Here is a 14,265-nt window from a genome sequence, read left to right on the forward strand (position 1 = left end):
GAAATTGTCAGACCACTGCTATAGAGGAGCTACAGAAATCTCGTTCAGTGAGATTGTTAAGTTTTTTATCACTCCCCTAGCTCTTCACGTTACGTCACCCCCTATCTTAAAAATACAGAGAAGTAGAAGAAACGAAAACATCATGTACAGTATTGGAGAATATGCTCGCATCGCCCAGGTTTCTAAACGATTGCTGCGTTACTACGATGAAATAGGTTTGTTTCAACCTATCAAAATAGATCGCGAAAGCGGACATCGTTACTATAGTGCAACTCAACTGCCAGAACTCAATCGCATTCTGGCATTAAAAGATCTAGGAATATCACTAAATCAGATTCAAAGGTTTGTCCGAGATGATATTTCTCCTACAGAAATTCAGGGGATGTTGTCTCTAAGAAAAGCAGAGTTAGAACAGCAGGTGTTAGAAGAACTACAACGCATTCGGACTATTGAATCTCGTCTTAAGCAAATTCAAGAGCGAGATAGCTTAGTAAAGGATGTAATAGTCAAACAAGTTCCCGAACAAAGACTGATCGGACTACGCAAAGTTTTACCAACAAATAATTCAGGAGAAGAACTGTTTGGGTCTTTGATCCATGCTCTTCCTGGGAAGAATAATAGCACCTATGGAGCGATGACTGTTGTTGTACATGGAGATGGTATAACGAGCGAGCGCACCGATCTTGAAGTGGGACGGTTACTCCATAAAACCAATCATGCTCCCATAACTACTTATGACGGTCTGATTCTAGATAAGCGATCGCTACCGGGAGCAACAATGGCAACCTTGATTCCGCCAACAGACTGCTGTGCCAGACTTCTAGGACACAACGCGATCGGCGAGTGGGTTGAAGCCAATCATTATGCTTTTGCGGGTGCTGTAAGGTTAGTTTTTCTGGAATTGCCCAAACATCCAGGAGATTTAGACTATGTAGCGGAAATTCAATTCCCCATCCGCAAACGAGAAGTAGATCTTAACTTGCTGTCAGCATAGCAATGCGATCGCACAGCGCCTCGCCAAGGGCGAGATCGGCAAGAAGTAAATATTAGTGTCGAGATTGTTAAATTCATCAATATTGTTTCAAAACAGAATTATGAACATGATTGCTAGCAACAAAACCATCGGCATGGATGTTAAAGCTTTGCTTTCAACATTATGGATTTTTGTACTGTTTAATATGATTTTCCGAGATCTTCATGAGTTTGGTAGACCTGGCTTTCTAGAAGAAATTATGACAGGAATCGTCAACGGCGTTCAAATAACTGAAGAACTTATGCTGCTAGGCGGAATTATGGCGGAAGTTCCGATTTCTATGGTTCTCCTCTCGCGGGTGTTGAAGTATCGAGTAAATCGCTGGGCAAACATCATGGTAGGTGCAATAACGATCGCATTTGTTATCAATAATGGAGTCAAAGATCTCGACGATATATTCTTTGCAGCTATAGAAATTGTTGCTCTGGCACTAATTGTCTGGTGTGCTTGGAAGTGGCGTAAACAATAAGCTTGAGACAATCATATCTTGGATCGAAAACAACTTCACTATTAAGAATTTTATTTAACAAAAGCTAGATATCACAGACCAAAAATCATGAAAGCAATGGAATGGACAATCGGATGGTGGCGAGTCTCTCTTCAACGAGTTTATCCTACAGTCTCTCAACTGTCTCAAACCTATGATAAGGCTTCTTTTCAGTGGCATGAGCATCTTCGTCTTCTAGGATATTGCCATGCCTATAGGAAGCTGTGGCAATCACTGAAAGATGCTAATGTTCTGCCTCACTGGCAAGACAATTTGAAAATTTGTGACTGTGGAATTGGCACAGCAGCATTTAGCCTGGCATTTGCTCAAACTATCGATCCAAAAACGCAGATTACTGGAGTTGATATTTCGCCTCAAATGCTTAAAATTGCTCATCAAAAACTAAGTCAAACAAACATTAGTCATCAAATCTATCAACGTGATGTGAGAAGTTTGCCATTTGCAGACGAATGCTTCGATGGGGTCATTAGTGCCCATGTACTCGAACACTTGCCTAATCCAGAACAGGGGTTAAAGGAAATAGTAAGAGTTTTACGTCCAGGAGCACCATTAATTATTGCTGTTACTCAGCCTAAATTTATAGGCAGGTTAATTCAGTGGCATTGGGGAAATAGTTGTTTTTCTCAAAAAGAACTTTCCGAATTGATGTATGAGGTAGGACTGATAAATTTGAAGTTTTTTCCCTTTCCAGTGGGACTAACTCGTCTCACGAGCTTTGTTGGTATCGGATTTAAAAACTGAACGTAACACAGAAGCAGTAACTGCATCAGAAAAAGTTGTGATTATTCTATGAGTTTATCTATGAAAGCAATTGTCTTAACAAAATATGGTTCATCAGAAGCTCTTCAGTTTCGAGAAGTAGCTAAACCCATACCTAAAGATAACGAGGTTTTGGTTAAAATTCATGCTACATCTATCAATGACTGGGACTGGTGTTTAATGAGGGGAACTCCATTTTACATCCGCTTGTTATGTGGGCTTCTCAAGCCAAAAGTTCAAATACCTGGGGTTGATATTGCTGGAGAGGTGGTAGCAATTGGCAAAAATGTTAGTCAACTAAAGCCTGGCGATAGAGTTTATGGAGATCTATCCGAAAATGGTTTTGGTGGTTTTGCGGAATATGCTTGTGCTCCTGTAACTACTTTAGCTTTGATGCCTAAAAATATGTCCTATATTGATGCAGCAGCCATACCCCATGCAGCGATGTTAGCTTTACAGGGTCTACGGGACTTAGGAAAAATTCAACCAGGACAAAAGCTTTTAATCAACGGTGCTGGTGGGGGTGTTGGTACTCTGGGAGTACAAATTGCCAAATCGATAGGAGTTGAAAATATCACAGGTGTCGATTGTTCAAACAAGTTAGACATGATGCGATCTCTTGGATTTGATCGCACCATTGATTATCAACAAGAAGATTTCACCGAAAACGAACGGAATTATGATTTAATTCTCGATCCTAAAACTAATCGCTCGATCTTTAAGTATTTGCGGGTATTAAAACCTCATGGAACTTATGTTACTGTGGGCGGGGAAACACCTCGGCTTTTGCAAGCTTTATTTCTTTTCCCAATTATTCGTTTTTTCTTGAAGAAAAATGTACTCGTTCTCGCTTTGAAACCAAACAAAGATTTAGATTACATCAAAGAATTATTTGAAGCTGGACAAATTAAGCCCGTAATAAAATCCTTCTACAAGTTGAGTGAAGTACCTGAAGCCATTCAGCATTTTGGAGAAGGAAATCATCAGGGAAAAGTCATCATAACCCTAGAAAGTAATCTTTAAACTCAACAAAAAAAATATTTTTTTGTTTTTAAAAATGTCCCTCGATCTTCGCGTTACGTCACGCCCTATCTTAAAGATACAGAGAAGTAGAAGCAACGAAAATATCATGTATAGCATTGGAGAATATGCTCGTATTGCACAAGTTTCTAAGCGATTGCTGCGTTACTACGATGAAATAGGTTTGTTTCAACCTATCAAAATCGAGCGTGAAAGCGGGCATCGTTACTATAGTGCAACTCAACTGCCAGAACTCAATCGCATTCTGGCATTAAAAGATTTGGGAATATCACTAAATCAGATTCAAAGGTTTGTCCGAGACGATATTTCTCCCACAGAAATTCAGGGGATGTTGTCTCTAAGAAAAGCAGAGTTAGAACAACAGGTGTTAGAAGAACTACAACGCATTCGGACTATTGAATCTCGTCTTAAGCAAATTCAAGAACGAGATAGCTTAGTAAAGGATGTAATAGTCAAACAAGTTCCCGAACAAAGGTTTGTTTCCGCCCGTAAGGTTTTATCTCAGGTAGAGTCTCCAGATGATTTCTTTTGGGCTGTGTTGAATGTTCTGACACAAGGAGATCGAGGTAGCAAAGGCAAGATGACCATAATCTTTCATGAAGATGGCATCGAAAGTGACTATATTGATATGGAATTTGGCAAGTCTCTAGATCGTTCTAGTCGTCTAGCCCTAGCTAATCATAATGGTATAACTTTGACCGATAAGTCTCTATCCTCGGCAACGATGGCAACCTTTGTACCTCAAACGAAAGATTGTTCTAAGCTACTTGGTTACAATGCGATTGCTTCCTGGGTGGAAGCAAATCACTACGATTTAGCAGGTCCAGTCAGGCTAGTATTTTTGGAACTGCCCAAACAGCCAGGAGATGATGATTACGTAATGGAAATTCAGTTCCCTGTTCGTAAGCGGGAAGTAGAGCTTAACTTACAATCGCTAAATTAAATTTGAAGTCAAGGATACACAGCGATAGATCTTCCGCGAATTTCAGCATGATCTATTTGGTTATTATTTGGCGGTATTTTACTGCTGAAATCTTGCCCTATATCCTGTTGCTTTGGTTTAGAAAATAATAATTTCAAAAAAAAGCTAAAAAATAAATAGGAGATTATGATGAATCAGTCTGTTAAATTTTGGGACAAGATTGCCGATAAATATTCTAAACAACCTATTGTTGATGAGGCATCTTATCAAAAGAAATTGCAAATTACCCAGGAATACTTCAAACCAGACATGGAAGTGCTTGAGTTTGGTTGTGGTACGGGATCGACAGCCATTATTCACGCACCCTACGTCAAACATATTAAAGCGATCGATTTCTCTTCGGAAATGATTGAAATTGCCAAAGGTAAGGTAGAAAACCGAGATATTAGTAATGTCACTTTTGAACAATTAACTATCGAAGAATTAGAAGTAGAAGAATGTAGCTATGATGCTGTATTAGGACTCAATATTTTGCACTTACTAAAAAATAAAGAGAAAATAATCGCCAAAGTCTATAAAATGCTCAAACCAGGCGGAATTTTCGTTACCAGTACAGTTTGCCTGGGAGATAAGATGAAGTGGTTTAAGATTATCGCGCCGATTGGAAAATTCTTTGGTTTGATGCCATTGGTTAAGGTTTTTACTACGAAAGAATTGTTAGACAGTTTAATCGATATTGGTTTTGCGATTGACCATCATTGGCAACCAAGCAATAGTCAAGCTGTGTTCAAAGGGCTATTTATCGTAGCGAAAAAGTCTAAGTAAGAAATATAACAATGAAGAGAGTCGCTGTATTTGGTAATACTGGAGGCGGTAAGTCTACTCTGAGCAAGCGTCTGGCTCAAACGACTGGCTTACCTTTGGTTGCATTAGATCTCGTTCAATACAAACCAGGAGGGAAAAAAATTCCTGACGAAGAGTATAAAACCGCCCACACAAAAATTTTACAACAAGAGCGTTGGATTATCGATGGATTTGGTTCGTTAGATACGGTATGGAAAAGATTAGAAGCAGCAGACACTTTAGTCTATATCGATCTGCCAGTTATCCAGCATTATTTCTGGATCACAAAACGATTTATCAAAGGTTTTTGGGTAGCACCCGAAGGTTACCCTCAAAATAGTCCGTTAGTCAAAAGTACCTTAAATGCCTATTACATAGCTTGGCTATGTCACCGAAAGCTTACGCCTAAATATCGCGAGTATGTTGAAAAGGCAAAGTCAACCAAGCAAGTGTTCCATCTTCAATCTATTGCAGATATAAAGGAGTTTTGGCGATTGATTACAATGGCATCCGAGTGACAATTAAGCCAAATCTATATTCCGAAGATTACAGAAAACTGACATCAACGAATCGCACCTACTCACACCCCAATGTCCACTAACTTATAAAATAGGAGACGTCTTTAAACACATCTAATATACTGTTTAGAAAATCGTTTTTCTGGTAATTAGTAGACAGTCTGTCTCTTTATCTAGTTAGTAGACAATAGTTAAATTAAGCAAGAGAAAGCTAATGGTAGCTTAGGATAATCTCTTGACAGTAAATTAATGTAACAAAATGCATAAAAGTCATAAATATTACAGGAGTAAGGATTGAGAGGAGATGATTCTTATCGCAAGGAGAGAAATTGATTGGTTTCAAAAATTTACTGGCAAGCCAAAATATGGGCAATCCTTCATGATCCCCCTTTAAAAACTCTTACTACAGCATCTCAGTTCTTAGGTCGTGAAGGAGCATGGCAAGAATTAGACTGTATGGAAGGCTGGTCATCGCCCAAAAAATCGAATACAACACAAATTTTCTCCACAACTTGGCTCAAAGAGCATATTGGAAGTTCTGATTTGATTGCTTCTGCCAGTGATCGCTGTGCGGTAACTCAATTAAAAAGTTGGCAAAGTTCTATACTCTACAAAAAAAATGGCACGGGTTTAACCATTACTCACTTACTTTCAGGAGAAAAACGACAATTTACTTTAATACCAGAACTGGCACGACTGCTAGAAACTAATCAAAAACAGAATTTAACTCTATTAGAATCAGAGCCTTTAGAAGAAATTGCCCATTGGCCAGATCCCCAGCAAGTATTTTGGTATTTATGGCGTTGTTATCCTGAGTTATTAACTCAAAAATTACAACCAGAAATTCATCTACTACCAGCTGATACGAGAATTCCTGACGCTTCACTATGGAGTCATGTCAGCATGACCTCTGCTTTAGCAGGCAGTTTAGCGGGATATTACCAAGACGATCATACTTACCCTAAATATAAGCAGCAAAATAGCAATTATTCTCGGCCTCATATAATTCACTTTAGCTTTAGTCCCGTCCAAGAAGTAATCAAATTCAGTCGCAAAATGAGGGATTTTTGGGCTGGTTCCTGGTTGATACATTATTTATCGGCCAAGGTTTGTTGGAAACTTGCCAATACCTATGGCCCGGATACCATTATCTACCCTTGCCTTTATCAACAACCAATTATCGACCATTGGTTAAGCAATAAATATTCAGACCTGGCTCAATTTATTGAACAACCTAAAAACCATCAGCTCCTTACCGCCGGATTTCCCAATGTCATCGTCATGGTGCTGCCGAATAACGGGAAAAATTCTGCTGACCCCAAAGATAATCCCGTTTATGCAGCAGTCAAATTAGCAAAAGATACTTTGCAAGCTGAATGGAGAAATTTAGGAGCAGAAACTAAAAATTCCTTAGATCGTAGTCTTTGGTCAAAGATAGACCCTAAAACCTGGGATAGCTGGCTTAAATGTCAATGGCAATTTTATAGTGCCGGACTCCCTTTGGGTTGCCCCGAACAAAATCTCAAGCAAAATCCCTCAATAAAAGATCCTGATAATTCTTCGCAAAAAATTGACAATCCTGAATACAGTGTATGGCTCGACCAACAAAACGCTTTAGCTAATCCTTTAGAACCATTATTATCGGAAGCTGAAAATCAGTTTTTTCGTCAAGTATTTGATCTCGTCGATGATGAAAATGAACCAACTTCTGAAAAACCTGGTGGCTACTATGCTTATAAGGGGCTAATCAACGTTGGTACTTGGTGGGGTAGTTTATTAGATCAACTAAGATCTGAGTTAGATGCGGTTAAGCAGGGGCGTAACTGGAAAATTCCCACTGTTTATGGACCGAGATCTACTATTTCGGGTCTTGGCCCGGTAATTAACACCCAGACAGCTAATCGTGACAATCATTGGGCTACCGAAGGGGATACCCAAGCTTTTTGGTCAAAACAAAAAGGGTTATTTGATGGCAGGGAAGAGTTAAACGCCACCGAAGTAATCAAGCGTTCTCTGCACCGCATCTTACTCAAAAAAATATTAGGTGTTACAGAAGAAAAATCGCAACAAAATTATTATCCCGACCTGACTTCCGGAGTTGCTGGTTGGTTAAAACAATTAGAATTACAAGGTCAGCTATCAACTATCGATGCCTATAATTCCCACTGTCAGATAATTCTCGATAAATTTAATTGGATTAATAAAAGGGAGCTGCGTTGGGGGATTCCCTGGATTACTAAAAATCACAATAATTGGTTAAATCCCAGGTTATTAAATTCTGGTTGGCTCTGGGAAGATTATCCGCAATCGAAAACTTCTCAAGCTGCTGATGCAGAAGTATTGAGCGAACTAAAACAAACTATATCTGGTTTTTTTAAAGGGGATAATAATCCCACAGATTGGTATGTAATTGCCGCTGGGGATGGCGATGGCATGGGTCAATGGCTTAGTGGTCAGTATCTCTTGCCCTATGAGAATTATATTGCGCCAGCGTTGATTAGGCGGATTCAACAAGATCAGAGCCGCATCCCAGAGCATTTCAAATTACCATTACAAGATTTTTTGCAGATTAAAAAGCGGATGGGGCCCTCTACCCATAGTGCTTTTAGCCGTTCTCTATTAGATTTTGCTAACCGTCTTGTTCCCTATCTCACAGAGGAAAGATATGCCGGACGACTTATTTACTGCGGTGGTGACGATATCCTCGCTTACACTAATCTCTGGGAATGGGATGATTGGCTCTGGGATATTCGCGAATGCTTTCATGGAGCCCCAGATCCCCAAGAACAGTTTGATAATGATGGTGATTACTGGAGCCCAAAATTAAACAATACGGCTGAAGATTTAAAGGAATTACCGAAACGTCCTCTCTTTACTCTAGGTTCTAAGGCTACTGTCAGTTTTGGCATCATTATTGCTCATCAATCAGTTCCTCTGGCAATCTCTTTGGAAAATCTCTGGGAAGCTGAAGCTGAAGCTAAAAAGCATCAATATCGAGATCGCTTTGATAAGCAACAAATCAAGGATGCTGTCCAAGTCAGAGCGATTTTTGGCAGTGGCAATATTCTCAAGGCTACCGCTAAGTTTCAAGTCTTTAGTTACTGGAGAGATCTGGTCGAATTAGCTAATAATTCAACTATTTTCAATAGTGGATTATTTGAGCAAGCAGTGGAGATCTGGACTCAACATCCTGCACCACATAAAGGAATCAAGGATTGGGTCAAAGTTTTTTGCTCTCGGCGAGATGTTCTTCAATTTAATTCTCAAGACCAAAAACAGAGAGCAGAGATTAATCAATTTCAAGATTACCTAGAAAAATTCATCTCCGAGTCCTGGCAACAAAACCCCGAAGACAAGATTGATAGAGAAATTAAAAATTGGCTCAAGTTAGCAGCCTTTTGTCTGAGAAATCGAGATATTCAATTCCACAATTCCCCGAGTAATTAGCAATGTACTGGTACAGTCTAACTCCCCTTGATATACTACTATTCCGAGATGCCAAACCCTTTACTCCAGGGCAAAGGGCTTGGGCTGGCAGCATGTTTCCTCCCAATGCCCATACAATTGCCGGGGCAATTAAAAGTTTGAAGTTAACTTCTTCCAACCAAAGGGATAGTTTTCAGCTCCAGGGTCCTTTTCTCTGTTTTGAAAGCGAGCTATATTTTGCCAAGCCTTTGAGTTATCAGCATAATGCTTTTCTCTGCCCCTTACCTTGGTTAGAGGAAGCACATTATCTCAGTTGGGATCTCAATTTCGCTGCACCTTTACTCCCTAAAGATCCTAGAGCTCGGCATTTAGAGCAATCTATGGATGAAGAGGGAGAAGAATTTTTACCCTTTACTTTACTTAAGGAACTGTTAGCCGGAAAAATAGACCAATTTAGTAAGGGGGAAGGTTTGGCCAGAGCTAGTCCCTGGGAAGTAGAAAGCCGTTCTCACAATAGTTTTAAGGATAATACGCGCACTGTTAAAGATGAAGATGGTTATTTTGTGGAAAATGCCATTCGATTGCATCCTGGCTGGAGTCTAGCGATTGGCTTAGACATTAAATTAGATAGTCCCTTAACCATGCGCCTGGGAGGAGAAGGTCATCGAGTGCTGGTCACAGAAGATCCAAACTTAAACCAGCAATGGCAAAAACTTATCGATAAATCCCAAGACAATCGGCAAGCAGGAGGTAAGAAAATGGCTTATTTAGCTACTCCTGGGGTTTTTGAACGTTTTAAGTCAGCAGGTGAAGCTTTTTGTCGAGCTTATCCTTGGGAATGGAAATTTGCTCATACTAGCAATCCTAATCAAGACCCAGGTAATTTGGTGAGTTTTGCTACAGGAAAACCCATTCCTATTAGTTGTCGTATTCAAACTAAAGAAAAGGATCTTAATCACCGTAAAAGTATTACCGCACCACAAGTATTTGCCGCACCGCCGGGTAGCATTTACTATCTCAATCAGCCTGAATTATTGTTTCAAGACCAAGAAGTGACCAAAGACGATAAGAAGGTACCTCAAAGGGTGAAACGGTGGCGAAAATTAGGATACTCAGAATTACTATGGATTAATTATGAATGATTATTGTGTTTATTTATATTTACTGACACCTCTCCATGTGGGAGCGAGCTCTCAAATCGGCAATATGGTAGGGATTGCGAGAGAAGTTCATACCGAATTTCCTTATATTCCAGCTTCTTCGATTAGAGGAAAAGTTCGTTCTTTACTAGATTCTGATACGGCCAATTTACTCTTTGGTCAGAAGTTAACTAATATAGAGCAACCGACAGAAGGTCATGTCTGGTTTTCTGACGCTTCACTGCTATTTTTTCCTGTGGCTTCCTATAGTCATCATTTTCTTTGGATTACTTGCCCTTTATGGTTAAAGCGCTGGCAACGTTGGATTAATCACCCAGATCTGACCCAATTAATTATGAGCTGTGAAACAGAACTCAAAAAATCAGATATTAAAGCCCTTACCTCCGTTACTGCCGAACAAATTTTTTTAAGAGGAGCCATATTATCTCAACCAGAGGTACGTTCCATCGATAAAGATGCTCCTGCATGGCAATTATTTAATAAATTGCCCAATGGTCATGGGGTCATGGAATTAAAGCAGAGGTTGGTTATCTTATCTGACCAGGATTGTCTAGCTTTTGTCGATATGGGTTTACAGCAACAGGTTCGAATAGCAATGGAAGATGATCGGAAGGTAGCGAAAGAAGGTGCGTTTCGCTCCGAACAGGCAATTCCCTCGGAAACCGTTATGTTTTTTCCTTGGGGATATAAAAAGTTTGTCCCTTCACCAGATAAAACTCCCGAAGAAATTCAAGATTTAGCAGCAACTTTCAATGAGGGTTTGGACGTTCTCCAAGAAAAGTTAAGTGACAAACTTCAATTAGGAGGCTCTGAGGGTCTAAAACAGGGCTGGATTGAAACTCAATTAATAGATTTATCCGAAATGGATCGAGGGGAGGGAGGAAACTAAATTTATGTTGAAATTAGATCCGAGAAATTTCAGCGACCATGCCTATAATGGTTTAGAAGAAATTCAAGCTGATATTGCCCAATTATATGGTCCAAAAGCTGGAGAATATAAGAAAAAAGCCAGCGCCATTGTTCAAGGATTGCCTAATTATATTTCAGCTTGGGGATTACATCGGCTAGCAGGAGATGGACTCAAGTATCACAATGGGTCAAAAGAAACTAGGTATAAGGGTTTTGTATACCAGCAATTTCTACAAACTTTACAAGAATTAAGTCAGATTAATTTTGCTCCTGATAATCCCAAGGGACTGATTAATATGGATTTATCCACCTATGCAGGACTGAATCGTTTGGCTATTGCTCTAGCTCAAGAATGGGCATTTTGGTCCACAGCTATTCTTGGGGAACCAAAGGAGTAATAAAACCTCATGGAAATAGTCGATCAATGGCAAAATTTTGTGGCCGCCGAACAAAAAACTGGTTCTAAGTTAGGTAAGTCCTTGGAACTCGCAACTTATGCTGGATATAATTCTGACACTAAAATATTATCTTTGGCATTTCCCGACGAAGCTAGCGCTAAAACAGCCCGAGGCTTGAGCCCAAAAATCATCAAGAAGCTCAAGCAAAAACCTTACCGATTACAATGTGACTTTATTGAGTGCAAATCTGGTTCGGTTGCCAAGATAACTACAGTTAAGCCGCAAAAAATTAACAGTAACAAGACAACTCCCTTACAAGTTCTTTTTCACACTTATCCTAATCTGCCTTACTCTGATAGTAAGCAGGATAAAAAGCAAGAATCTGAGCAGAAAAAGCAAATTTTAGAGGCTGCTGTTATCGCCGATGATCATTGTCAAGATTATTATGATTTAATGCGAAAACGCACTGAGATCTTGGCAGGAGGGAGCGATCATTGTTTTGTGGTTTCCTGTAACTGGCGATTACGAGTCGGAGGTATCAGGGGTTATAGAGAACTACTTTTACCAGCTTTTCACCCGATCCTGGGCATTCCCTATATTCCTGCTTCTACTCTAAAAGGAGCGGCCAGGGCTTGGGGAATCAAACATGATGACCCGGAAAAAGTTAAAGAATTATTGGGAGTTGTCGATACAGACATATCTAAGACTAAAGCTGCTCAAGTTGCCTTTCTTGATGCCTATCCCATTAAACCTTGCCTTAGTCTCGATGTTGCTACTCCTCAATGGCATTGGGATGAGCGTGAGCGTGAAGTTAAATATAGTCCTGAGCCTCACCTATTTTTGAGTTTATACCAACCTGAAATCTTGATAGGAATTTCCGCCTCTGCTCAAGTTTCTCAAGATGATTATAATACTGTCCGAAAATGGTTAAAAAATGCTCTTGAGAATGGAATTGGCTCCCGGGTTAGTAGTGGTTATGGCAAGTTTATTCCTCTAACTACCAATCAATATAGTCTTAAGTTTGATTTTACTCTCTGGACTAAAGGAATGTACGGAGCTAATCCTCAAAAACAAGGAACTGAGTTCCGTTCTACTGCGGTTCGAGGAGTGATGCGTTATTGGTTTCGGGCCCTATCGATGGGTATGTATCAATCTGATACCTGCAAGCTCTTGGAAGATAGAATTTTTGGCACGTTGAGTAAACCTGGATTAATCAATATTTATACTAAAGTAAATTCTGTTCCAAAATCTGAGGCTCAAGGGTTCAATCCTATTGAGTTTACCGGTTCTATTATCATTGAATCTCAAAGTGCAAAAACCAAAAAATTTAGCGGATATTTATTATTATTAGCATCTTCTCTTGGAGGTTTAGGTCATGGTTCCCGTCGGCCACTTCATGTTTTAGCCGCTAATAGTAGTAATTCATTACGAGAAAAGATGATTCGAGGTTGTCATTGGGAAGTTGATTCGAATGATTTAGCTCTGGAATATCCTTTAGTTTGTGAGGCTGAGAATTGGCAGAAATTTTTTGAGTTACTGAAGCAGAGTTTGAAAAATTTAGTCAAAGAATTAAAACCTAAGATCAGCAAAAATCAGGCCAGGGATAATCAACCTACTCCTAATTTTGCTACTGATAATAGGGAATGTTCTCCTAGTTTTAAAGGTGATAGAAGACAAGATGTCCTAGATAAAAATGTTGCTATTTATTTAATACCTTGTCCTGAGTTGATTCAACCCAACCCCAACATCGATTGGGCAAGCGAAGGGCTGAGTGAGCAAATTAGAGGGCGAGCCTTAGTGGGGCTCTACAGTGATGATAAGTTTAAAGGAGGTAACTCAGGAGTTAATGTTGGGGGTAAGTTGGGGGTCCCTTCTTATGTCTGGATTAAATCGATATTTCCTTATCGAGAAACTCCTTTTCAAGTTGTCACCATTTTTGATGTTAAAAATCCGCAAAGGGCAGAGTTTGCTAAATTGTTAGAAAAATTGCCAGCCGTGAAAGTCTTCGGATAACTGAGTCACAAGCACAATCAACCGGTTCCCTCTTTCTGGTAGTCGAGAATATCTTGAATAGTATCATAGAGACAGGTTAGCGACTTCAAGAGCAGCATAATAATATTTGCCATTTAAGCGATGGCCAGTTTGAGGCTCCAACTTTTGAGCTGTAAAATACCAATTTATTATGCTGTGCTTTGAGGTAAAACTACATTTTGCGACGGTAGATAGGGAATATTTTGGAGAGAAAAGGAGGTAATTGTCAATTTTTAAAACATTTTCATATAGCAATCAAATGAAAATATTCCTAATAGTTTGTGGGGAATAGGCTCATTCGCTGGAACATTGATTATTAGGTTGACCTCCGTCGATGCTTTATGTGCCAAAGGTTTTAGCCAATTTATCTCTGACTTATTGAGAAATATTATTAATTATTTCTATGGTTTTTTGTAGCCCGCGAAAAATTTTTGTAAAATCCTCCTATGAGTGCTGTTTTTCAAGAACAGTCTTTCCTCTTAGTAGGAAACTAATAGATTGGAAACCTGAAGATACCATCAGGAAACGGAACTTCTTCTCCAAGCTTTCCTCTTAGTAGGAAACTAATAGATTGGAAACGCACGTGAAGCGAAGATTAATAATAGAAAAAAACTTTCCTCTTAGTAGGAAACTAATAGATTGGAAACGATGACCTCCTGTTCATCAAAGGCGTCGCCCACAACTTTCCTCTTAGTAGGAAACTAATAGATTGGAAAC

Annotated in this window: 12 protein-coding genes; all 12 read left to right on the forward strand. The window is 39.5% G+C overall.

Annotation, left to right across the window (positions count from 1 at the left end; all coding sequences use genetic code 11):
• The first annotated feature begins 142 nt into the window (after nucleotides 1-142).
• The 12 genes from XEN7305_RS03325 (at nucleotide 143) to XEN7305_RS03380 (ending at nucleotide 13,530) form a co-directional block, all read left to right on the forward strand.
• The gene (locus XEN7305_RS03325; protein WP_040896614.1) at nucleotides 143-994 is read left to right on the forward strand and encodes a MerR family transcriptional regulator; all 852 of its coding nucleotides are present in this window, start codon (nucleotides 143-145) and stop codon (nucleotides 992-994) included.
• A gap of 100 nt (nucleotides 995-1,094) precedes the next feature.
• The gene (locus tag XEN7305_RS03330) at nucleotides 1,095-1,502 is read left to right on the forward strand and encodes a DUF6326 family protein (RefSeq protein WP_202951233.1); all 408 of its coding nucleotides are present in this window, start codon (nucleotides 1,095-1,097) and stop codon (nucleotides 1,500-1,502) included.
• A 96-nt stretch (nucleotides 1,503-1,598) separates the two neighbouring features.
• On the forward strand, nucleotides 1,599-2,282 hold the full coding sequence (locus XEN7305_RS03335) for a class I SAM-dependent methyltransferase (RefSeq protein WP_040896616.1): 684 nt from the start codon (nucleotides 1,599-1,601) through the stop codon (nucleotides 2,280-2,282).
• Nucleotides 2,283-2,330: 48 nt separating this feature from the next.
• Nucleotides 2,331-3,323 carry an NAD(P)-dependent alcohol dehydrogenase gene (locus XEN7305_RS03340; RefSeq protein ID WP_006507924.1) on the forward strand — a complete coding sequence of 331 codons (993 nt, stop codon included), beginning with the start codon at nucleotides 2,331-2,333 and terminating at the stop codon, nucleotides 3,321-3,323.
• Nucleotides 3,324-3,429: 106 nt separating this feature from the next.
• Entirely contained in the window at nucleotides 3,430-4,284 is an 855-nt protein-coding gene (locus XEN7305_RS03345) for a MerR family transcriptional regulator (protein WP_040896615.1), read from the forward strand.
• A gap of 168 nt (nucleotides 4,285-4,452) precedes the next feature.
• Nucleotides 4,453-5,088 carry a class I SAM-dependent methyltransferase gene (locus XEN7305_RS03350; protein ID WP_006507926.1) on the forward strand — a complete coding sequence of 212 codons (636 nt, stop codon included), beginning with the start codon at nucleotides 4,453-4,455 and terminating at the stop codon, nucleotides 5,086-5,088.
• An 11-nt stretch (nucleotides 5,089-5,099) separates the two neighbouring features.
• Nucleotides 5,100-5,624, forward strand: coding sequence for an isopentenyl transferase family protein (locus tag XEN7305_RS03355; protein WP_006507927.1), 525 nt, complete (start codon nucleotides 5,100-5,102; stop codon nucleotides 5,622-5,624).
• 333 nt (nucleotides 5,625-5,957) lie between these two features.
• Nucleotides 5,958-9,071: a type III-B CRISPR-associated protein Cas10/Cmr2 gene (cas10, locus tag XEN7305_RS03360; RefSeq protein ID WP_006507928.1), complete on the forward strand. Its 3,114-nt coding sequence runs from the start codon at nucleotides 5,958-5,960 to the stop codon at nucleotides 9,069-9,071.
• Between the two features lie 2 nt (nucleotides 9,072-9,073).
• The gene (locus tag XEN7305_RS03365; protein WP_006507929.1) at nucleotides 9,074-10,192 is read left to right on the forward strand and encodes a type III-B CRISPR module-associated Cmr3 family protein; all 1,119 of its coding nucleotides are present in this window, start codon (nucleotides 9,074-9,076) and stop codon (nucleotides 10,190-10,192) included.
• Nucleotides 10,185-11,099, forward strand: a complete 915-nt coding sequence (cmr4, locus tag XEN7305_RS03370; protein WP_006507930.1) for a type III-B CRISPR module RAMP protein Cmr4 — start codon at nucleotides 10,185-10,187, stop codon at nucleotides 11,097-11,099. Before XEN7305_RS03365 ends, cmr4 begins: the two co-directional genes overlap by 8 nt.
• 4 nt (nucleotides 11,100-11,103) lie before the next feature.
• Nucleotides 11,104-11,517, forward strand: a complete 414-nt coding sequence (locus tag XEN7305_RS03375; RefSeq protein ID WP_006507931.1) for a hypothetical protein — start codon at nucleotides 11,104-11,106, stop codon at nucleotides 11,515-11,517.
• Between the two features lie 9 nt (nucleotides 11,518-11,526).
• A complete protein-coding gene (locus XEN7305_RS03380; RefSeq protein WP_006507932.1) occupies nucleotides 11,527-13,530 on the forward strand; it encodes an RAMP superfamily CRISPR-associated protein in 2,004 nt (667 codons plus the stop codon).
• Nucleotides 13,531-14,265 lie beyond the last annotated feature (735 nt).

It is taken from the genome of Xenococcus sp. PCC 7305 (assembly GCF_000332055.1).
Lineage (GTDB): Bacteria > Cyanobacteriota > Cyanobacteriia > Cyanobacteriales > Xenococcaceae > Xenococcus.

Excerpts from the sequence above, each read along its gene's own strand:
- XEN7305_RS03325 (WP_040896614.1), top strand. The coding sequence starts at position 143 with ATGTACAGTATTGGAGAATATGCTCGCATCGCCCAGGTTTCTAAACGA.
- XEN7305_RS03345 (WP_040896615.1), top strand. The coding sequence starts at position 3,430 with ATGTATAGCATTGGAGAATATGCTCGTATTGCACAAGTTTCTAAGCGA.
- XEN7305_RS03355 (WP_006507927.1), top strand. The coding sequence starts at position 5,100 with ATGAAGAGAGTCGCTGTATTTGGTAATACTGGAGGCGGTAAGTCTACT.
- XEN7305_RS03350 (WP_006507926.1), top strand. The coding sequence starts at position 4,453 with ATGAATCAGTCTGTTAAATTTTGGGACAAGATTGCCGATAAATATTCT.
- XEN7305_RS03380 (WP_006507932.1), top strand. The coding sequence starts at position 11,527 with ATGGAAATAGTCGATCAATGGCAAAATTTTGTGGCCGCCGAACAAAAA.
- XEN7305_RS03375 (WP_006507931.1), top strand. The coding sequence starts at position 11,104 with ATGTTGAAATTAGATCCGAGAAATTTCAGCGACCATGCCTATAATGGT.
- XEN7305_RS03340 (WP_006507924.1), top strand. The coding sequence starts at position 2,331 with ATGAGTTTATCTATGAAAGCAATTGTCTTAACAAAATATGGTTCATCA.
- XEN7305_RS03335 (WP_040896616.1), top strand. The coding sequence starts at position 1,599 with ATGGAATGGACAATCGGATGGTGGCGAGTCTCTCTTCAACGAGTTTAT.
- cmr4 (WP_006507930.1), top strand. The coding sequence starts at position 10,185 with ATGAATGATTATTGTGTTTATTTATATTTACTGACACCTCTCCATGTG.
- XEN7305_RS03330 (WP_202951233.1), top strand. The coding sequence starts at position 1,095 with ATGAACATGATTGCTAGCAACAAAACCATCGGCATGGATGTTAAAGCT.
- XEN7305_RS03365 (WP_006507929.1), top strand. The coding sequence starts at position 9,074 with ATGTACTGGTACAGTCTAACTCCCCTTGATATACTACTATTCCGAGAT.